Origin of the sequence: Streptomyces fuscichromogenes, assembly GCF_014645815.1 — a bacterium.
Taxonomy (GTDB): domain Bacteria; phylum Actinomycetota; class Actinomycetes; order Streptomycetales; family Streptomycetaceae; genus Streptomyces; species Streptomyces fuscichromogenes.
Genome location: NZ_BMML01000018.1, coordinates 166,982 through 186,304, shown reverse-complemented (window position 1 = coordinate 186,304; position 19,323 = coordinate 166,982). Strand labels below are relative to the sequence as shown.

Genomic DNA, 19,323 nt, shown 5'->3' with positions numbered 1-19,323 from the left:
GCGGCTCCGGAACCGGGATGCGTTTCATCCCCCGGCTCAAGCCGGGGATTCCACCCAAGGAGACCCCGATGACGGCTGACCCTGTGGCCACGAACAGCACCGGCGCCGAACGACGTCCGTACCGCGAGGTGACGGACGCCCGCGGCCGGGTGTACCGGATCGGCGAGACCGACCGGGACATCCTCGGCCACTCCCGCAACCTCATGGTGTATCTCCCGTGGGTCGCCATGATGGCCATCAGCGTCTTCGAGTACGCGTACGGCTCCGCGGAGGACACGCTGTCCCATGCGCACGGCTGGACGCAGTCCAACACCTTCTGGATCCTGAGCATCTGGGTCTTCTTCCAGGCCGGCATCGCGTTCCCGGCGGGCTGGCTGCGAGAGAAGGGCATCCTGACCGCGCGCCGTGCGATGTACACCGGGGCGGCGATGTGCCTGGTCGGCTTCCTGGCCCTGTCCCACCTGCACAACGTGTGGCTGGCGATCCTGGGCTTCGGCGTGATCGGCGGGCTCGGTGCCGGTCTGGTCTACGCGACCTGCATCAACATGGTCGGCAAGTGGTTCCCCGAACGCCGGGGCGCTCGCACGGGTTTCGTGAACGGCGGCTTCGCGTACGGCTCGCTCCCGTTCATCTTCATCTTCAACTACGCCTTCGACACCGCGAATTACCACCGAGTCCTGGACCTGATCGGCGTCTACGTGATGGTCGTCGTCCTGGTCTCGGCGTTCTTCTTCAAGGACCCGCCGAAGAACTGGTGGCCGGCCGAGATAGACCCGCTCACCCACGCGGGCGACAGCAGGACCGGTACGGCCCTCGCCAAGAACCCGCCCGCGGTGAAGCAGTTCACGCCGAAGGAGGCGATCCGCACCGGCATGCTCCCCCTGATGTGGATCTCCATCGTCATGACGGCGGGCGTCTCGATCTTCGGCATCTCCTTCCAGGTGGACTTCGCGAAGGACGTCGGTTTCGGCCCCCTGGTCGCGGCCTCCTCGATGGGCGTGATGGCGGTCATCAACGGCGTCGGCCGTGGCGTGGTGGGCTGGCTCTCGGACCGTCTCGGCCGCAAGCCGACCCTCGTCTGCGTCATCGTCGTCCTGGGCCTGGCCCAGTTCGGTGTGATCTGGGCCGGTGACGTGAAGAGCGAGTGGCTGTTCCTGTTCTTCGCCTTCCTCTCCGGCTTCGGCGGCGGCGCCTTCTACCCGCTCTTCGCCGCCCTCACCCCGGACTACTTCGGCGAGAACTACAACGCCACCAACTACGGCCTGGTCTACAGCGGCAAACTCGTCAGCGGCCTCTTCGGCGGCGGCCTCGGCTCCATGGTGGTCGGCGCCTGGGGCTACAACGGCGCCTACGCCCTGGCGGGCGGCATCTCGATGCTGGCGGCGGCGATAGCACTGCTGCTGCGCCAGCCGGGCCGGGCCGGCACGGGAGCGAAGGTGGGCGCGGTACAGGCACAGACGGCCGCCTGACGGTCTCCGCCGAGCCTCAGGGCGAAGATCTTCCCGGTAATGAGTCCCGGACCGGCGTCCGGGACTCAGCCGCTTCCAGAACGCGGTACGCGCCGCCTTCCCGGGCAACGCTGTACCCGATCCGCAGGACGGCGGACCTCGACGGACACCCTGAAGCACCTGAGACCGAACACCGACGAGAGTCGCCGGAAAGGGCCCCTCGTCATGGGACCGGGCACGCCCATTCCCGGGGGTACCGCTTCTTCCTGGGCGAGAAGGCCAGGGTCAAACCGTCCCTCGATGCACAGCGGCGACACCAGGTTGGGAACCCACACCGGCCGGCCGGAGCTGGGCAGGGCCGCCATGATCTCGTCCCAGACCCCGCAGGTGCGCCACGTCCTGTAACGGGAGTGGATGCCCTTCCATGGACCGAACCGCTCCGGCAACTCCTCCCAGAGACAACCGGTGCGGGCCTTGTAGAACATCGCGTCGAGCATCGTGCGACCTGGCCGGCACCTGTGGTTGGGGGGTTCCCGCGCCTTCACGACCGACTCGGCCAGCGCCCAGGCCTCGTCGCTCAGCTCGTCCGGGACGAGCCGCTCATGGGCTTTGAAGCACTCCGCCATCGAAGCGGGCGGATAACCCGCTGGACGTCAGACGTGAGGTTTCCTCGGTGGTGGTGAGTCCCGGATTTCGGCGTCCGGGACTGAGCCGTTTCCGGGGTCAAGGCATTCGGTTACCTTCGGGCCGAAGAGCATGATCAGCAGCCGCGCGTACTCGGCGTCACGGTGCTCGTGGGCTTCCCAGCGGACGGCGGGCTTCGGCTCGGGCGTCTCGGCCTCGGGCAGGGCGGCGTTCACTCGGCCACCGCCTCAAAGAAGGCGTCCATGGGCGTGGCGAGAGCGTGCGCCAACTCGGCCAGCGCAACGGCGCTGGGGACGCGGTAACCGAGTTCGTACTTGGAGATGACCGCCGGACTACGGCCGGTCTGCGCGGGCAGCCTCCGCAGGCCGAGGCCGCGTTCGTTACGGGCGCGCCGCAGGGCGGTGGGGGTTGAACTTCAGGGCGGGCACAGGGGCTCCCACGATTCGAGAACTGCCCTGGTGGGGGCGGTGGGGTGGCCTCAGCCCTGACCGCTACCTTGCAGAACCCCAGCTCGGCGGTCTCGTCGCTGGGGCGGAAGGGCGCTGTGCGCTCCGTCCACTACTAGTGGAACACCCTGGAGCTACTTGCCACCAGCCCCCGCGAAACATGCGTGGACGGCAAGCTCACGGGGGGCGTGACGACCCCTCGACGGCGTCCGCGGCTGTCACGGAAAGTGTCGCGCGGAGACACGGGAAGTGAGTGCCGGCCGGGCCCCAGGAGCTGACCGCCGTCGTACGCACGGCACCCGACCAGCGGTGAACTTGTCCCGGTCTTCCGTGGGGTCTCCGGCAGCTGCTCGCGGCCGGGCGGGGCGCGGGGCCGCACCCGCCAGCACGACCCCCCGTGAGCACCCACCGTCTCCGTCTGGCCACCCAAGGCGGGCGGGTTCAGCTAGAGTTGACTTCTATCGGCTAACCCGCGACCGACGTAGTCGGGCAGGCGACCTAGTAGCAATTCCACTACACGGTAGTGGGGTTCCCACCTAGGCCCGCCGAGTCGTGTTTGTCCTGCAACCTAACCCCCGCCGAGACTGCCTGCGGGGGCCACCACAGACCACGGAATAGGCACCGATCCACAGCCAAACGCAGCCCTGGCTAGGCACCGAGAGCCTGAACGTCGGCACGCCCTCAGCAAGACCTCACGTACATCACGTGGTGGTCGGCTGAGAGCTGCGTGCCACAGTCCGACCGCCAGGAAGGTAAGTCGGACAGTTGAACCTCTCTCTCGGTGTCAAGGTGCTCGTGATCGTCACCTGCACGCTGTTCTCCACCAACGTCGCCACGGCAGCCGCCTGGTTGAGCCACACGCCTGGTTCCCCTGCGGGTCAGGCTGTCATGTACGGCGGGAGTTCCTTCGGGGGCTGCTTCCTGCTGTGCCTGGCGGTGCTGAAGGCTCTGAAGGTGTTGTGACGCGCGGAAGTCCCGGTAGTGCAGTCGGCACCCCGGGACTTCGCCGTCAGCGGTCGGAGTCGCCCGGCTCGATCTCTTTGGGCGCGTCAGCGGGGAGCAGGCTGTTGAACAGCGTGTCGGGGTTCGGGTGGATGTTCAGCGCCTTCAAGGCCGCCGCCGAGTTCAGCCGGTCCTTGAGGTCCTTGTCCCCGATTCGGTCGATAAGCGTGGTGGCCACCTCGATCTGGTGATCCACGTCAATCTTGTCCTCGTTGCGCTTAGCCGCCTCGGTCAGATCGGCCATGGCGCGCTTCGCGTGACGGTGTAGCGCACCGCCGCCCAGGCTGGCGGCCAGCCCTGAGGCCCCCGTCACGTAGCCATGCGGGCTACCCGTGTTCGCCAAGGCCATAACAACACCAGCGACCATAGCCACGACACCGACTGCTACCGCAAACACGCTGATGAAGATCATCCACTGGGCGTGCTTCATCTTGAGCTTCAGGACGTCGAAGTGGAACTCCTGGCGCCGTTCGGCAAGGCCCGGCTTGTGCTCGGCAGCCTCCGGAGAGCGAACGTCAGTCCCGTGCGAGATGAAGACGTTGTTGACCTCGCCCGCCGTCTGGACGACCTGCTGGTCCGTACGGGCAGCAGCGCGAGCAGCCACGGTGGCCTCCAGCGCCAACCTCAACAACTTCCGGTTGGAGTCCCTCGTCTCGCTAGTTTCGCTGACAGGCGTGTGCAGGATGCGTTGCCACACTTCGTCACTCAAGCCCCGAATGGGGGATCTCACCTCATCGGGGCGGTCGTCCCCATCGTCCGTTGTCGCCACCAAGTCCCGGCCCCCGATCGCACCACCTGACGCTCCGCCAACTCATTTCAGGGTAGCGCTGGGTGACGACAAGGGGGGCGCCTCAGGCTTCAAAGGGGATCGAGGGCACGGCGGGCCGAGTTGATGATGTTGTGGGCGTCGGAACCGTAGACGGCGGACTCGCTCAGGGTCTTCCAGACGCGGAGGTAGGTGGCCACGCTGTCGGAATCGGATAGCCAAAGCTCCGCGTGCCAGTCCTCGACGATCGCCAGGCGCTCGTCATAGACCCAGAACGAATTGCCCGGCCAGATCTTGAGGGAGGCCGTGAAGGGGATGACGCCGAGTTCGACGGTGTCCAGCCCGATCGCGCTGGCCAGGTGGTGAAGCTGGGTTGCGAGGACGGCGGGCGGACAGATCAGGGAACGCACTGCGCCTTCCCAGACCATGATCCGGTACTTGCGGCCGGGACGGTAGAGCCCTTCCTGGCGCTGGATCCGAGCGCGCACGGCGTCCTCGGTGTCACGCGGGGAGCGCATCAGGTCGGCGTGCCGGTTGAAGGTGTGGCGGGCGTAGTCCGGCGTCTGGAGCATGCCGGGGATCAGCACGTTCTCCCAGATCGTCAGGACACGGGAGCGCTCGTGCTCCACGGTCGCCGCATCCTGGACGGCCCGGTGACCGGCAGCCAGCTGCCGCCGCCATGACCGGATGTGTGACTCGAACCCCCGGAGCCTGGCCAAGAGGTCGTCGTACGAACCAGGCTGGCCGGTGCCGTCGGCCCAGGCGCGCAGGTCCTCAGCGGTGGCGGTCTGCCTGCCGTTCTCAAGCTTGCTGACCTTGACCTTGGTCCAGCCCGCGCCAAGCCGCTCGGCGAGCTGAGTACCGGTGAGACGGCCGTCCGGGCACGTGAACCGCAGCTCTCGGAGCCGGGCCCCGAGTGCCTCACGTGCCTGCTGGTAGTCCGTGCTCACCGGTACTCACCTGCCTTACCCGTTCGTGTTCAGGCGCGCCGCGAACTCCCTGGACGGGACGGCGTAGTGCTGGGCCACGTCGCGCAGCCGGTTGTACTGGTTCACACGTGCCGGCTCAGTGATGAGTTCCGCGCCTGTGAGGACGTCCGTATCATCGAAGAGACACAGGGCGACGATGTGCGAGTCGAAGATCCAGAAGTCCTCATCGGGCAGGTTGGCCTTCTGTGCGTCGTCGCGCCACATGTTCCGGACCTCTTCGCCGAGGGCCGCGTTGTACTCGGCGTGCGCCAGGAGGTACCGCTGTCCCTCGGTCGGCGGGTTGTCGAGAATGCGGACCCGGCCGACGTACGCCCCGCCCTGCGTCTTGGGGAGGATGGTGCGCGCCCAGGGGGCGTCCATGTTCCACTTCGGCTCCTCGCCCCTCACGAACTGAGCATAGGTCTCCTCTGCCTGGTCGACCGCATAGCCCTTGCGCATCTCCAGGTGCCAGGCGGAGTGCTGGAAGTTCTCGAAGAGCCGGGCGAAGGTGGCCGGGTCGAGGATGCGCGGTTCGGTGTCGCGGTCTTTGGGGCCGAAGTCGATCAGGGTGTTGCGCGGGACCACGATCGGGATCTCGTCCTCGTCCAGGTGCTGGAGCTGGGCGATGGAGGCCGGGTCGGTGAGCCTGGGGCCGTGCACGATGATCTCGCCCGTGTCGAGGTCTTCATGGATCGCGGGGCAGGAACCGCCGCCGCTACCAGTGCCGTTGAAGCGCAGTCGTCGCGCCATGACCAGTTCCTTCCCTCTGGGGACTGATCTCCCAAGCATCACGAAGACCAACGCCCGCTTCACGGGGTTCGGTTGCCCTTCGTGGATAACATCGCGTAACTCCGCCCCGATATCAAGAAACTTCGAGAAACTCCCGTAGCGATCAGCGGTGGTCGGTTTCTAGCGTCCGGTTCATGGCACCGAAGAAAACGCAGGACGTCACCGACACTCAGGCCGCAGTCGAAGCGCTCAGAGCGGCCCTGGACGACGCGGGGATCGTCCTCCCGTCGTTGAGGGTGGACCCCGCCTCACCCGGGTTGCAGCTGGTCGAGCTGGGGCGGGTGCGCGCCGACGTTGCCGTCCGGCTGGCCAGGGCACTCCAGCAGGGACCCCGTGAGTGAGCAGGCGGAGGGCTCGCTGGTCTTCGACCCGGCCAGGGGCGAACTGGGCTACGTGATGGGGAACGAAGGTCCGTACGTCCAGCTTCGGCCGGTCGCGGGCGGGCGGGAGTGGGACGCCGACCCCGCTCTGGTCCGCCCGGCCACCCCGGACGAGCGTCTCGAAGCCGTACGCATCCGGACCCGCGCCATGAACTTCTTCAGCAACAACGGGATCTTCTCGTGAGCGCCCCGACCGAGGACACCTCGACCATGAGCCCGGAGTGCGCCCTGGCCCATCGGCCGGGTTACTCCAAGCTGCACCAGGACTGCCGACAGACCAGGGACATCCCCCTCCCCCAGAGCCGGGGCATCCTCCTCGTCCCCCGCTGCACCTGCTCCCACCACCGCTACACCTCCCCCGGCTGACGCCCTCTCACAAACCTTCCAGCTCCCCGACCTGCGCCTGAGCCTCACTCCAATTCGACCATGGTGGGGCTCAGTTTGGTCTCGTCGTGGTTCGCCTCGCCATGCGCTACATTCGAGACAGCAAGTCGTCAGGTTCTCTGCCTCTCCGGAGACCTCACGGGCTGCCGCTCAGCGTTTCGACGGGGTGCATCGCAGCAATCGGGGTGCACACCACCTGTACGGCGTGAGTCGAAACCATAGCGGCGGACCGCTCCAGTTCCCGAGCTTGCTCGGGCTGTCGGCGACCAGCTGAGTAAAACCGAGAACATACGCGCACACGTCGGCGCCCGTGTCTCGGTCCGAACCGTAAGGGACGGATCGAGGCTGCCTACGCCACCGATTCCGACCCATGACAGGGAAGGTAAGGATCGATAGGGCGTGAGGTCTCCCGCCCGGTAAGGGCGGGAGACCTCGTTACAGAGCGTCGATCACGAGGCGAAGGAGTGCCTCTAGCCACGCATGCGGCGGCATGTAGCCCATCTTGATCAGATCCGCCGACTCACGGATCTGACGGTGCAACGCGTCATGCCCCTGAGGCTTGAAGTTCTTGAGCTGGCGCAGGTAGTCCTTGTCGGTCTGCTTCCAGGCCTGCGGTGGGCTACTGGCCAACTGCTCGAAGTTGTTCGCGCCGAACACAGGCGGCACGTGATCGAGGATTGCCCTCAGCAGCATGTGGCACGAATAAGGGTTCTCCATCGCGTAGTTGCTGTTCAGCTCGCGTAGGAGCTGGATCAATTTGTTGAGGCTCCACTTCGTCGTACTGTGCTTCGCTTCAAGCTCCTGGATCAGCGACTCGTCGACGTACACCGGGGCCGGAGGCTGCGACTCAGGTGCGGGCGACTCCTCCGGCTCAGAGTTGAAGCCCATGGGTGAGGTGGGCAGCTGGCGCACGATGACCGATTGCGGGAGGCGGAACCTGTGGCTGGGGCCGGTCCGCACCGGCTCGGCCCCGATCACCACCGGTTCCGGCATCAGCTCCGTCACTCGGGCCACGTACGACTTCACGTCGCTGAGACCTGCGTAGCGAGAGATGTCACGCCCCAGGTCTCGAATCCACTCGCCGTCCTCAGCCCACTTCGAGCCGCCGAACGTGGGGGGCTCGTGGTTCAGGATCTCGGGCAAGCGAGCCATGAACAGGTCGCTGATCGAAGGCAACGCCTGCTTGATCGTCTTGGCCGTGTAGACCGCCTGTACAACCTTGTCCGGTTCCAGAGGTACCGCGCGGTAGATCTCGACCAGCTTCCGCAGGACGTTGAGGAACGGATGTGCCATGACCGACATGAGCGACGGAACGTGCAGGGCGGCAGCGACGGTCAGGTGTGGCTTCACATCGTCCTGGATGTAGCCGAAACGGGGCTCCCAGGACAGTCCGTAGGACACGCCCATACCTGGCTGGGGTCCTACCCGAGGCAGGGACTGAATCAGCTTGTCAGCGTCCAAGCCCTCAAGGCGATTCAGGGTCTCCCTGACGAAGTACCACGTTGGCCAATCGCCGGTCCGGACGTAGTGGTCGGCCATCGTCTGGAGCAACAGCGTCTGGTCAGGACTGAGCGGGGCAAGCAGGTCCGTCACTGGTCATCCGATCACAAGTGCCATGAAGGTGACGAACATCGTACTGACGCCCACCGACAGTCGGCCCCGGCTTTTCGTGTGGGTCCTCCGGGCTCCCACGGGGCCCCGGAGGGGCTGAGAGGGCACGCAGGCCACCGAGACCGCCCCAGGTACAGGAGCGCCCCGGACAGCCGTGGAGGACGTCCGGGGCGCAGCTCACGCGGAGTGACTAGGCCGCCAGCAGCACGCGAAAGGGGACCGAGGAAGAAGCAGTACCCCCCGTCATAGGACCGGGGGCACCGATCACCTGGCACCCGTCGGTCTGTGCACAGTTCCCGTGGCACCGCGACAGGTTCCCCCATGCGGTACCGAGCGCGCGGCAGGTGGTGGGGAACGGCCGTGGAGGTGCCGGATCCGGCGCTCCTGGCCCGCTTCTGCGCGGAACTGCCGGAGTGGCCGATCGTGCACGAGGAGCCCGGGACGGCTGTCGTCGCACCGTCCCAGGGAGCCGTCTGCCTGGTCTTCCACAAGGCCGCCGGCCGACGGTGTGCAGCGCCCGATGAGGCTCCTCGACTTCCAGGTGGACGACCTGGACGCGGCGGTGGCCGAGGCCGTCGCCGGTGGAGCCGTGCTCGCGCCGGACCAGCCGCAGGACCACGTCCGCGTGCTGTTCGATCCGGCTGGCCATCCCTTCCGCCTGTGCCGGGAAAACGGGTCGACGCGGGGCACGTGGGATCCCGTAGATTCCGGCGGGGGATTCGGCAGTGGCTCCCAGGAGTGGAGGGCTCGTCGATGAGCGTGGAGTGGATACCGGTGAAGGCGGCGCCGAAGTCGCTGGCGTGGCAGGGCGACGAGTTGGTCTCCACGGTCGGCGGCGGTCGGCGCTGGGACCGCGACGGGGTGGAGCGCGCGGCGACCTGCGCATGGACGTTTCCGTTCGACGCCGGGGCCGCCTCCGCCTCGGGGCGCTACTGCGCGGCGTACCAGGAGCGTGGCACCAAGGGGGTGCTGCTCGAAGGCGAACGGGTCGTGCGGGAGCTGAACCGCAGCTCCTACCAGGCGCCGGAGTACGACTACCCGCTCGCCCTGGGCGCGTTGGGCGACGGACGCGAGGTCGTCGTGCACTGCCCCGACGAGTACAACGTGCTCCAGATCGAGGACGCGGCGAGCGGCGAGCGGCTCACCGCGGGCGACCGAGAGCCCCGGGACGTCTTCCACTCCAGGCTGAGCCTGAGCCCGGACGGCCGGCACCTGCTCTCCGTGGGCTGGTACTGGCAGCCCTTCGGAGCGGCCATGGTCTACGACACCGCGCTCGCGCTCAGCGACCCCGGCACCCTGGACGGCGACGGGCTGCTGCCGTTGTCCGTGGTCTTGAACGGGGAGGTGACGGCGGGCTGTTGGCTCGACGCCGACCGGCTGGTCCTGGCGACGGGAACGGAGGAGTGGGACGACGAGGAGCAGGTCGGGCTGCCACCGCGGCACCTCGGGGTGTGGTCGGTGTCGGAGCGGGACTGGCTCCACCGCAGCCCGGTCGCCGATGCCGAGCCCGGCGTCCTGCTGCTGCCCCGTGGCGACCAGGTGATCCTCTTCCCGGGCTGTCCGCGACTGCTCGACGCGGCCACCGGGGTCGTCGTCGCGGAGTGGCCCGAGGTGGCCGTGCCCCTCAGATCGGGGTGTTTCGGCAGCGACCGCGTCCCGAGCCCCGTCGCCGCCCTGCACCCCGACGGCACCCGGCTGGCCGTCGCGGGGACCGACGGCATCGCCCTCGTCACGCTGCCGTGAGGCCGCGCCGGTTCAGGACTTCGCCTGCTCGTGGTACGACCGCCGGGTGTGCTCCGTGTGTTCGCGCATCAGGCGGGTCGCCAGCTGTTCGTCGCGGGCCGTGATCGCCGCGATCAGTTCGCGGTGCTCGATCCAGGACTGCCGGCCGCGCTGGCGGGCCACCGGGGTGTAGTACCAGCGGACCCGGCGGTCGACCTGGGCGGCGAGTCCGGCGAGGACGGTGTTGCCGGCCAGGTCCATGATCTTGGCGTGGAACGCGGCGTTCAGGGCGACGGCCTCGTCCACCTCGTCCGCAGCGACCGCCTGCTCGCCCTCGGCGCAGAGGGATTCGAGGGCGGCCACTCCCGCGCTGCCCGCGTTGGCGGCCGCCAGCCGCGCCGCCTCGGCCTCCAACAGGGTCCGGACCGTGAGGAGTTGGTCGGCCTCCGCCTCCGTCGGCTCGTGCACGAACGCGCCCTGGGCGGGCCGCAGGTCGACCCAGCCCTCGGTGTTCAGCCGCTGGAGCGCCTCGCGCACCGGCTGCCGGGAGACGCCCAGATGGCCGGCGAGTTCGCTCTCGACCAGGTGCTGGCCGGGCTGGAGGGCGCGGGTGGTGATGAGTTCCAGCAGCGCCTCGTACACGCGGTCGCGGAGCGGGCCGGGGCGTTCCAGCTTCGGCACCGCACCCTGCGGCAGTCCGGCAGACAGCATCGGTCTCCCCCTCCTCGGCAGACGCGCAGCGAGTCCGTCTCAGTATCGATTGTCTTTCGTCTACAGTCTACGGTGCCCAGAAGCCGGGCGGAGCGGGTGCCGGGCACGGCGCCCGGCCCGGACCGCCCGGCGCGGCGCCGCTCACGGACAGCGGACGACCTGGCCGGCGTAGGAGAGGTTGCCGCCGAAGCCGAACAGCAGGACCGGGTCGCCGCTGGAGATCCGCCCCTGTTCGACCAGCTTGGAGAAGGCCAGCGGGATGCTCGCGGCCGAGGTGTTCCCCGACTCGACGACGTCACGGGCGACGACCGCGTTGACCGCGCCGATCTTCGCGGCGAGCGGCTCGATGATGCGCAGGTTCGCCTGGTGCAGCACGACCGCCGCGAGGTCGGCGGGGGTGACCCCGGCCTTCTCGCAGGCGCGCCGGGCGATGGGCGGCAGCTGGGTGGTGGCCCAGCGGTAGACGCTCTGCCCCTCCTGCGCGAACCGGGGCGGGGTGCCCTCGATCCGTACGGCGTGGCTCATCTCGGGGACCGAGCCCCACAGCACCGGCCCGATCCCGGGCTCCTCGCCCGGCCCGCACGCCTCGACCACGGCCGCGCCCGCCCCGTCGCCGACCAGGACACACGTCGTGCGGTCGGTCCAGTCCGTCACCTCGGACATCTTGTCGGCGCCGATGACCAGCGCACGGGTGGCGGCGCCCGCCCGGACGGTGTGGTCGGCGGTGGCGAGCGCGTGGGTGAAGCCGGCGCACACCACGTTGATGTCTATCGCGGCCGGCTGCGGGATGCCGAGCCGGGCGGCGACGCGGGCGGCCATGTTCGGGGAGCGGTCGATCGCGGTGGAGGTGGCGACCAGGACCAGGTCGATGTCCGCGGGGGTGAGGCCGGCCGCGGCGAGGGCCTTGGCCGCGGCGTGTGCGGCCAGTTCGTCGACGGGTTCGTCGGGGCCCGCGATGTGCCGGGTGTTGATGCCCACCCGGCTGCGGATCCACTCGTCACTGGTGTCGACCATGCTCGCCAGGTCCTCGTTGGTGAGTACCTTCGCGGGCTGGTAGTGGCCGACGGCGGCGATGCGCGAGCCGTTCATGGGTGGTGGGTCCCCCTCGTTGCCTCGGTATGGGCCCACCAGTCTGTTCAGTGACTCACGGGTACGAGGACACGTAAGGCCACAGGAAACGAGCGCCCGAGTTGTCGGCTTCTTGCAGACCCTCGGACGCCCGAACATGCTTCCGGTTCAGCCGTTGAACAGCTGTGTCGCCTTCTGTACGAGTTCGTACACGCCGTAGGCGAAGGGCGCGCCCACCCAGAGCCAGGCCACGGCGATCAGCCAGCGGCGGTCGGGCTCAGGCCGGCTGCTGTCGTTCGACATCGACTGCCTCCCTCGGGGCGGGGATGTGGTGGCGGGCGTCGACCGGCCGGACGAGTTCGTTGGCGACGAAGCCGATGACGAGCAGGCCGATCATGATGCCGAAGGACAGGGTGTACAGGTCGGAGCCGTGCTTGCCGGCGTCCTTCTGGTGGTCGGCTATCCAGTTGACGATCAGCGGGCCGAGCACCCCGGCGAGCGACCAGGCGGTGAGCAGCCGGCCGTGGATGGCGCCGACCTGGTAGGTGCCGAAGAGGTCCTTGAGGTAGGCGGGGACAGTGGCGAAGCCGCCGCCGTAGAAGGAGAGGATCACCAGCGCGCAGAGGATGAACAGCGGTTTGGAGGAGTCGCCGAAGAGGGTGATCAGCAGGTACATCAGGGCACCGACGCCGAGGTAGACGCGGTAGATGTTCTTGCGGCCGATCAGGTCGGAGGTGGACGACCAGCCGATCCGGCCCGCCATGTTGGCGGCGGACAGCAGGGCGACGAACCCGGCCGCCGCGGACACCGTCACCGGGGTGGAGCTGTCGGCGAAGAAGTCCGTGATCATCGGGGCGGCCTTCTCCAGGATGCCGATGCCGGCGGTCACGTTCATGCAGAGCACGACCCACAGGCACCAGAACTGCGGGGTGCGGATCGCGCTGTTCGCGGAGACCTGGACCCCCTCGAAGGCGCTCGGCACGTCCGCGACCGGCTTCTCGCCGCGCGGGACGCGGATCAGCAGCACGCCGAGGGTCATGAAGACGGCGTACGACAGCCCGTGCACCAGGAAGGCGAGTGCGATGCCATCGTTGTCACTGCCGAAGGACGAGAGCATCTGCGCGGACCAGGGCGAGGCGATCAGCGCTCCGCCGCCGAAGCCCATGATGGCGATGCCGGTGGCCATACCGGGGCGGTCCGGGAACCACTTGATCAGTGTGGAGACGGGCGAGATGTAGCCGATGCCCAGGCCGATGCCGCCGACGAAGCCGTAGCCGAGGACGATCAGCCAGAACTGCTTGGTCTCGGCGCCGAGGGCGGAGATCAGGAAGCCGGAGGAGAAGCAGATCAGGGCCACCGTCATGGCCCAGCGCGGTCCGTTGCGCTCGACCAGGGTGCCGCCGAACGCGGCCGACAGACCGAGCATCACGATCGCGAGCTGGAAGGGCAGCGCGCTCTGGGTGCCGCTCAGGTTCAGCGCGGATTCGAGCGGCGGCTTGAACACGCTCCAGGCGTAGGCCTGGCCGATGGAGAGATGGACGGAGAGGGCGGCGGGCGGGACGAGCCAGCGGCTCCAGCCCGGGGGTGCTACAGGGGGGCTGCTCATGAGTCCCGAACGGTAGGGCCCCGCAAGGCGGTTGAGAACCCGACCGTTCGATCGTATGCGATGAGCGGTATCCAGAATGCGCTGAACGGTCATGGTCGGGACTCTTGTCGCGGTCAAGTCCATACTGTAGACAATATTTCGTCGACACGATTCGGCCGCTCCTCGGCCGCCTCCGCGGTATCCCTCAAACCGAACGGAGTGTTCCGTGAAAGTCGCAGTCCTCGGCGCCGGTGCCATCGGCGCCTACGTCGGTGCCGCGCTCCACCGCGCGGGCGCCGACGTGCACCTCATCGCCCGTGGACCCCATCTGGCGGCCATGAGGCAGTACGGAGTACGGGTGCTGAGCCCGCGCGGCGACTTCACCGCGCACGCCCACGCCACAGACGACCCGGCCGAGGTCGGCCCGGTCGACTATGTCTTCCTGGGTCTGAAGGCCAACTCGTACGCGGCGTGCGGGCCGCTGGTCGAGCCGCTGCTGCACGAGCGGACGACGGTGGTCGCCGCCCAGAACGGCATCCCCTGGTGGTACTTCCACCGGCACGGCGGCCCCTACGACGGCCACCGCGTCGAGAGCGTCGACCCGGGCGGTGCCGTCAGCGCCGTACTCGCCCCCGAACGCGCCCTCGGCTGCGTGGTCTACGCCGCCACCGAACTCGAAGCCCCGGGCGTGGTACGGCACTTGGAGGGCACCAGGTTCTCGATCGGCGAGCCCGACCGCAGCGTGTCGGGGCGCTGTCTGCGGTTCAGCGAGGCCATGCGGACCGGCGGGCTGAAGTGCCCGGTGGAGCCTGACCTGCGCAACGACATCTGGCTCAAGCTGCTCGGCAACATCTCCTTCAACCCGATCAGCGCGCTGGCCCGCGCCACCATGCGGCAGATGTGCCTGCACGGCGGCACCCGCCGGGTCATCGAGATCATGATGCGCGAGACGCTCGACGTCGCCGAGGCGCTCGGCTGCGAGGTCGGGGTCTCCATCGAACGCCGGCTGGCGGGCGCCGAGAAGGTCGGCGACCACCGCACCTCCACGCTCCAGGACCTGGAACGCGGCAAACCGCTGGAACTCGACGTGCTGCTCGCCGCCGTCGTCGAGCTGGCGGGGATCACCGGCGTACCGGTGCCCACCCTGCGCACCGTGCACGCCATCTCGGACCTGCTCGCGCTGAGGAGCGCCGCATGAGGAAAAGGCAGCCGAAGACCTACCCCCGTCTCACCCACCCGCTGGTCAGGGACGCGCGCGACGAACCGTTCCGGCGGGCGGACTGGCCGGAGGCCCTGGACCGCGTGGCCCGCGGCCTGGAGCGCAACCGGGACGCGTTCGGGATGTTCTCCTGCGCCCGCGCCACCAACGAGACGAACTACGTCGCACAGAAGTTCGCCCGGGTGGTGATGGGCACCAACAACGTCGACTCCTGCAACCGGACCTGCCACGCCCCGAGCGTCGCCGGTCTCTCGGCCGCGTTCGGCTCCGGCGGCGGCACGTCCTCCTACGAGGAGATCGAGCACACCGACGTCATCGTGATGTGGGGCTCCAACGCCCGCTTCGCGCACCCGATCTTCTTCCAGCACGTGCTGAAGGGGATCCGCGGCGGCGCCCGGATGTACGCCGTCGACCCGCGCCGCACCTCCACCGCCGAGTGGGCGGAGAGCTGGCTCGGGCTGAACGTCGGCACGGACATCCCGATGGCGCACGCGATCGGCCGGGAGATCATCCACGCGGGGCTGGCCAACGAGGCGTTCATCCGGCGGGCGACCACCGGCTTCGAGGCGTACCGGGCGCTCGTGGCGCCCTGGACGCTCTCCCTCGCCGAAAAGGTGACGGGCGTACCGGCGCGTGCGATAAGGGAGTTGGCGCACGCCTACGCCCGTGCCGAGCGCGCCCAGCTGTGCTGGACGCTCGGCATCACCGAGCATCACAACGGCACCGACAACGTCCGCGCCCTGATCAACCTCTCCCTGCTCACCGGCCAGGTGGGCCGCTGGGGTGCCGGGTTGCAGCCGCTGCGCGGCCAGAACAACGTGCAGGGCGGCGGCGACATGGGCGCGATCCCCAACCGCCTGCCCGGCTTCCAGGACATCCTCGACCCGGACACCCGGCTGAAGTTCGAGTCGGCCTGGGACACGGTGATCCGGCCGCACTACGGGCTGAACCTCACCGAGATGTTCGAGGCGATGGAGGAGGGCACGCTGAAGGCGGTCTACTGCATCGGCGAGAACCCGGCCCAGTCGGAGGCCGACAGCGAGCAGGCGGTACGACGGCTGACGGCCCTCGACTTCCTGGTCGTCCAGGACATCTTCCTCACGAGGACGGCGGAGCTGGCGGACGTGGTACTGCCGGCGACCGCGGGCTGGGCGGAGACCGAGGGCACCACCACCAACAGCGAACGGCGGGTCCAGCGGGTGCGCCGGGCCGTGACCCCGCCCGGCGAGGCCCGCGAGGACATCGACATCCTCTGCGCGCTGGCGGCCCGGCTCGGCCACGACTGGAAGTACGCCGACTCGGAGGCCGTCTGGAACGAACTGCGCTCGGTCTCCCCGGACCACTACGGGATGACGTACGACCGTCTCGCCGAGCACCAGGGCATCCAGTGGCCGTGCCCGAGCACCGAGCGGCTCGAACCGACGTACCTGCACGGCAGGTTGTGGGAGACGGAGCCGGAGCGGCGCGGGACGCCGGCGCCTTTCGGGCTGGTCCGGCACGATCCGCCGGTCGACCTGACCGACGAGGAGTATCCCGTCCGGCTGACCACCGGGCGCCGGCTCGACTCCTACAACACCGGTGTGCAGAGCGGCGGTTACCCGTCCCCGCTGCGGCGCGGCGAGTACATCGAGCTGTGCCCGGAGGACGCCGAGCGGTACGGGGTGGTCGTCGGCGAAGAGGTCCGGGTGTCCTCGCGGCGGGGCGCGGTGGTCGCCCCGGTCTGGATCGACACGGCGCTGCGCCCCGGTCTCGCCTTCATGACCATGCACTTTCCCGACGAGGTGGACACCAACCAGCTGACGATCGAGGCCAACTGCCCGATCGCGGGGACCGCGGAGTTCAAGGCGTCGGCGATCCGTGTCGAGAAGCTCCCGGTCGCGACCATCGTGAGGTGACACAGGTGGACCTGCACTTCGGCGACAGCAAACCGACGGACGAGGAACGGGCCGCCGTGGACGCCCTGTTGGGCCCTCCGGAGTCCTCCTGGGAGGGCGCCGACCGCACCGACGCGGACCTGCGCTGGGCGCGCGGCGGCCGGGCGGCCCGGGACCGCCGCGATCTGCTGCTGCCGGGGCTGCACGCGGTCAACGACCGGATCGGCTGGATCAGCGAGGGTGCCCTCGGCTATCTCTGCCGCCGTCTGACGGTCCCCCCGGCCGAGGCCTACGGGGTCGCCACCTTCTACGCGATGTTCTCCGTCGAGCCCCGCCCGGCGACCGTCCTGCACGTCTGCACCGACCTGGCGTGCACGGCGGCCGGAGCGGCCGGGCTGTGCGCCGGGGTGGAGAAGGGCGCCGGCCCCGGGGTGCACGTCGAACGAAGCCCCTGTCTGGGCCTGTGCGAGCGGGCCCCGGCCGCCCTCGCGATCCGGGCCGGGGACCCGGTGCGTACGGCGGTGGCGGCACCGGCGACCGTGACCGCGGCCCTTCTCGCGGCCACCGCGCCCGACTCGGCACCGGAGGAGGACCCGCCGGCACTGGCCGTACCCCAGGCGGGGCAGGAGGGTCTGACCCTGTTGCGGCGGGTGGGCGTGGTCGACCCGGCCTCGCTCGACGACTACCGGGCGAACGGCGGGTACACGGCGCTCCGGCACGCCTTCGCGCTCGGCCCCGCGGGGGTGATCCGCGAGGTCACCGACTCGGGACTGGTCGGGCGCGGTGGCGCCGCCTTCCCCACCGGCCGCAAGTGGCAGGCCACGGCGTCCCGGCCCGAGCAGCCGCACCACCTGGTCTGCAACGCCGACGAGTCGGAGCCGGGCACCTTCAAGGACCGGGTGCTCATGGAGGGCGATCCGTACTCCCTGGTGGAGGCGATGACGATCGCGGCGTACGCGATCGGCGCGCACCGGGGCCATCTGTACCTGCGCGGCGAGTACCCCCGGGCGCTGGCGCGCATGGAACACGCCGTGGCGCAGGCCCGCGCGCGTGGCTTCCTCGGTGCCGACGTCCTCGGTCAGGGCTTCGCCTTCGACATCGAGATCCGGCGCGGCGCGGGGGCGTACATCTGCGGGGAGGAGACGGCCCTGTTCAACTCCATCGAGGGGTACCGGGGCGAGCCGCGCTCGAAGCCGCCGTTCCCGGTGGAGCAGGGGCTGTTCGGCAGGCCGACGGTCGAGAACAACGTGGAGACGCTGGTCAACGTTCTGCCGATCCTGACCATGGGCGCCCCGGCGTACGCGGCGATCGGGACGGAGCGGTCCACCGGCCCGAAGCTGTTCTGCGTGTCCGGGAGTGTGGACCGCCCGGGTGTCTATGAGCTCCCGTTCGGCGCCACGCTCGGGGAACTCCTCCAACTGGCCGGGGTGCGCGAGAACCTGCGGGCCGTCCTGCTCGGCGGTGCCGCGGGCGGCTTCGTCCGGCCGGACGAACTCGGCATCCCGCTCACCTTCGAGGGCACCCGGGAGGCGGGTACCACGCTCGGCTCGGGCGTGGTCATGGCCTTCGACGACAGCGTGCCGCTGCCCGAACTCCTGCTCCGGATCGCCAGGTTCTTCCGGGACGAGTCCTGCGGGCAGTGTGTGCCCTGCCGGGTCGGGACGGTCCGGCAGGAGGAGGCGCTGCACCGGATCGTCGCCCGCACCGGCGCCGACGCGGCCGGGGACGTGGCGCTGCTGCGCGAGGTCGGCCGGGCGATGCGGGACGCCTCGATCTGCGGTCTCGGCCAGACCGCGTGGAACGCCGTGGAATCCGCCATCGACCGTCTGGGGGCGTACCGATGACCGTCACACCGCTGGGGATCCCGCGCCGACTGCTGGAGTTCACGATCGACGGCGAGGTCGCACGGGTGCCGGAGGGCTCGACGATCCTGGACGCCTGCCGGGCGGCCGGGAAGGACGTGCCGACCCTGTGCGAGGGCGACACGCTGCGCCCGAAGAACGCCTGCCGGGTGTGTGTGGTGGAGGTGGAGGGGGCGCGGACCCTGGTGCCCGCCTGCTCCCGGAAGGCCGAGCCGGGGATGGTGGTGCGGTCCGGCGGCGAACGCGTCCGGCACAGCCGCCGGATCGTCCTGGAGCTGCTCGCCTCCTCGGTGGACCTGTCGACGACCCCGCGCGTCGCCGGGTGGCTCAAGGAGTACGAGGCGAAACCGGACCGTTTCGGCCCCGCCGCGGCCCGGCTGGACGAGGAGCCCAGGGTCGACAACGATCTGTACGTGCGCGACTACGGAAAGTGCATCCTGTGCTACAAGTGCGTGGACGCCTGCGGCGACCAGTGGCAGAACAGTTTCGCGATCTCGGTCGCCGGGCGCGGCTTCGGCGCCCGGATCGCCGTCGAGCACGACGCCCCGCTGACCGACTCGGCCTGTGTCTACTGCGGGAACTGCGTGGAGGTGTGTCCCACCGGGGCACTGTCGCCCAAACGGGAGTTCGACATGCGGGCGGCGGGCACCTGGGACGAGTCGCGGCAGACGGAGACGACCACCGTGTGCGCGTACTGCGGTGTGGGCTGCACCCTCACGCTCCACGTGCAGGACAATGAGATAGTCGGGGTCACCTCGCCGCACGACAACCCGGTGACCCACGGCAACCTCTGCATCAAGGGCCGTTTCGGCTACCAGCACGTACAGAACCGGGGCTGATCAG

General features: G+C 69.2%; 21 protein-coding genes and 1 pseudogene. 11 read left to right on the top strand and 11 right to left on the bottom strand.

What is annotated here, in order from left to right:
• The first annotated feature begins 68 nt into the window (after nucleotides 1-68).
• Complete coding sequence (locus IEZ11_RS33315; protein WP_189266674.1) at nucleotides 69-1,469, top strand: OFA family MFS transporter; 1,401 nt, start codon at nucleotides 69-71, stop codon at nucleotides 1,467-1,469.
• Nucleotides 1,470-1,870: 401 nt separating this feature from the next.
• Here IEZ11_RS33315 and IEZ11_RS51260 read toward each other — a convergent pair.
• The 3 genes and pseudogenes from IEZ11_RS51260 to IEZ11_RS52555 form a co-directional block, all read right to left on the bottom strand.
• Nucleotides 1,871-2,074 (bottom strand): annotated as a pseudogene (locus tag IEZ11_RS51260) (transposase); the annotation flags it as partial.
• Between the two features lie 27 nt (nucleotides 2,075-2,101).
• Nucleotides 2,102-2,308, bottom strand: coding sequence for a hypothetical protein (locus IEZ11_RS33305; RefSeq protein ID WP_189266672.1), 207 nt, complete (start codon nucleotides 2,306-2,308; stop codon nucleotides 2,102-2,104).
• Complete coding sequence (locus IEZ11_RS52555) at nucleotides 2,305-2,490, bottom strand: helix-turn-helix domain-containing protein (RefSeq protein ID WP_189266710.1); 186 nt, start codon at nucleotides 2,488-2,490, stop codon at nucleotides 2,305-2,307. The genes IEZ11_RS33305 and IEZ11_RS52555 overlap by 4 nt, the downstream gene beginning before the upstream one ends.
• Nucleotides 2,491-3,304: 814 nt before the next feature.
• Here IEZ11_RS52555 and IEZ11_RS33295 point away from each other — a divergent pair.
• Nucleotides 3,305-3,502: a hypothetical protein gene (locus tag IEZ11_RS33295; RefSeq protein WP_189266671.1), complete on the top strand. Its 198-nt coding sequence runs from the start codon at nucleotides 3,305-3,307 to the stop codon at nucleotides 3,500-3,502.
• Between the two features lie 46 nt (nucleotides 3,503-3,548).
• Here the strand turns inward: IEZ11_RS33295 and IEZ11_RS33290 are convergent, their stop codons facing one another.
• From IEZ11_RS33290 to IEZ11_RS33280, 3 genes are all read right to left on the bottom strand, one after another.
• Nucleotides 3,549-4,250: a TRADD-N-associated membrane domain-containing protein gene (locus tag IEZ11_RS33290; RefSeq protein WP_229713505.1), complete on the bottom strand. Its 702-nt coding sequence runs from the start codon at nucleotides 4,248-4,250 to the stop codon at nucleotides 3,549-3,551.
• A gap of 149 nt (nucleotides 4,251-4,399) precedes the next feature.
• Nucleotides 4,400-5,257: a helix-turn-helix domain-containing protein gene (locus IEZ11_RS33285; RefSeq protein ID WP_189266670.1), complete on the bottom strand. Its 858-nt coding sequence runs from the start codon at nucleotides 5,255-5,257 to the stop codon at nucleotides 4,400-4,402.
• Between the two features lie 15 nt (nucleotides 5,258-5,272).
• A complete protein-coding gene (locus IEZ11_RS33280) occupies nucleotides 5,273-6,025 on the bottom strand; it encodes a DUF6879 family protein (RefSeq protein ID WP_189266669.1) in 753 nt (250 codons plus the stop codon).
• 173 nt (nucleotides 6,026-6,198) lie between these two features.
• On the opposite strand from IEZ11_RS33280, the gene IEZ11_RS33275 reads away from it, so the two are divergent.
• Genes IEZ11_RS33275 through IEZ11_RS33265 form a run of 3 tightly spaced genes read left to right on the top strand, consistent with a single transcriptional unit; the run spans nucleotide 6,199 to nucleotide 6,810 of the window.
• Entirely contained in the window at nucleotides 6,199-6,405 is a 207-nt protein-coding gene (locus IEZ11_RS33275; RefSeq protein ID WP_189266668.1) for a hypothetical protein, read from the top strand.
• On the top strand, nucleotides 6,398-6,628 hold the full coding sequence (locus tag IEZ11_RS33270; protein ID WP_189266713.1) for a hypothetical protein: 231 nt from the start codon (nucleotides 6,398-6,400) through the stop codon (nucleotides 6,626-6,628). Before IEZ11_RS33275 ends, IEZ11_RS33270 begins: the two co-directional genes overlap by 8 nt.
• The gene (locus tag IEZ11_RS33265) at nucleotides 6,625-6,810 is read left to right on the top strand and encodes a hypothetical protein (protein ID WP_189266667.1); all 186 of its coding nucleotides are present in this window, start codon (nucleotides 6,625-6,627) and stop codon (nucleotides 6,808-6,810) included. Before IEZ11_RS33270 ends, IEZ11_RS33265 begins: the two co-directional genes overlap by 4 nt.
• 453 nt (nucleotides 6,811-7,263) lie before the next feature.
• On the opposite strand, the gene IEZ11_RS33260 is transcribed toward IEZ11_RS33265, so the two are convergent.
• Nucleotides 7,264-8,229, bottom strand: a complete 966-nt coding sequence (locus tag IEZ11_RS33260) for a hypothetical protein (RefSeq protein ID WP_189266666.1) — start codon at nucleotides 8,227-8,229, stop codon at nucleotides 7,264-7,266.
• 730 nt (nucleotides 8,230-8,959) lie between these two features.
• Here IEZ11_RS33260 and IEZ11_RS51255 point away from each other — a divergent pair.
• Together IEZ11_RS51255 and IEZ11_RS33250 are read left to right on the top strand one after the other, a co-directional pair.
• Nucleotides 8,960-9,196, top strand: a complete 237-nt coding sequence (locus IEZ11_RS51255; RefSeq protein ID WP_229713504.1) for a VOC family protein — start codon at nucleotides 8,960-8,962, stop codon at nucleotides 9,194-9,196.
• Nucleotides 9,193-10,182 (top strand): hypothetical protein, encoded by a 990-nt coding sequence (locus tag IEZ11_RS33250; protein ID WP_189266665.1) that lies wholly within the window; start codon nucleotides 9,193-9,195, stop codon nucleotides 10,180-10,182. Before IEZ11_RS51255 ends, IEZ11_RS33250 begins: the two co-directional genes overlap by 4 nt.
• A gap of 12 nt (nucleotides 10,183-10,194) precedes the next feature.
• On the opposite strand, the gene IEZ11_RS33245 is transcribed toward IEZ11_RS33250, so the two are convergent.
• The 4 genes from IEZ11_RS33245 to IEZ11_RS33235 form a co-directional block, all read right to left on the bottom strand.
• The gene (locus tag IEZ11_RS33245) at nucleotides 10,195-10,872 is read right to left on the bottom strand and encodes a GntR family transcriptional regulator (protein ID WP_189266664.1); all 678 of its coding nucleotides are present in this window, start codon (nucleotides 10,870-10,872) and stop codon (nucleotides 10,195-10,197) included.
• Nucleotides 10,873-11,013: 141 nt separating this feature from the next.
• The gene (locus IEZ11_RS33240; RefSeq protein WP_189266663.1) at nucleotides 11,014-11,961 is read right to left on the bottom strand and encodes a beta-ketoacyl-ACP synthase III; all 948 of its coding nucleotides are present in this window, start codon (nucleotides 11,959-11,961) and stop codon (nucleotides 11,014-11,016) included.
• Nucleotides 11,962-12,108: 147 nt separating this feature from the next.
• Nucleotides 12,109-12,243, bottom strand: coding sequence for an MFS transporter small subunit (locus IEZ11_RS52055; RefSeq protein ID WP_268239940.1), 135 nt, complete (start codon nucleotides 12,241-12,243; stop codon nucleotides 12,109-12,111).
• Nucleotides 12,218-13,546 carry an OFA family MFS transporter gene (locus IEZ11_RS33235; RefSeq protein ID WP_189266662.1) on the bottom strand — a complete coding sequence of 443 codons (1,329 nt, stop codon included), beginning with the start codon at nucleotides 13,544-13,546 and terminating at the stop codon, nucleotides 12,218-12,220. Before IEZ11_RS33235 ends, IEZ11_RS52055 begins: the two co-directional genes overlap by 26 nt.
• Nucleotides 13,547-13,751: 205 nt before the next feature.
• Between IEZ11_RS33235 and IEZ11_RS33230 the strand changes: the two genes are divergently transcribed.
• Genes IEZ11_RS33230 through IEZ11_RS33215 form a run of 4 tightly spaced genes read left to right on the top strand, consistent with a single transcriptional unit; the run spans nucleotide 13,752 to nucleotide 19,319 of the window.
• Nucleotides 13,752-14,723, top strand: coding sequence for a 2-dehydropantoate 2-reductase (locus IEZ11_RS33230; RefSeq protein WP_189266661.1), 972 nt, complete (start codon nucleotides 13,752-13,754; stop codon nucleotides 14,721-14,723).
• Entirely contained in the window at nucleotides 14,720-16,639 is a 1,920-nt protein-coding gene (locus IEZ11_RS33225) for a molybdopterin oxidoreductase family protein (protein WP_189266660.1), read from the top strand. The genes IEZ11_RS33230 and IEZ11_RS33225 overlap by 4 nt, the downstream gene beginning before the upstream one ends.
• A gap of 5 nt (nucleotides 16,640-16,644) precedes the next feature.
• Nucleotides 16,645-18,462, top strand: coding sequence for an NADH-ubiquinone oxidoreductase-F iron-sulfur binding region domain-containing protein (locus tag IEZ11_RS33220; RefSeq protein ID WP_189266708.1), 1,818 nt, complete (start codon nucleotides 16,645-16,647; stop codon nucleotides 18,460-18,462).
• On the top strand, nucleotides 18,459-19,319 hold the full coding sequence (locus IEZ11_RS33215; RefSeq protein ID WP_189266659.1) for a 2Fe-2S iron-sulfur cluster-binding protein: 861 nt from the start codon (nucleotides 18,459-18,461) through the stop codon (nucleotides 19,317-19,319). Before IEZ11_RS33220 ends, IEZ11_RS33215 begins: the two co-directional genes overlap by 4 nt.
• Nucleotides 19,320-19,323 lie beyond the last annotated feature (4 nt).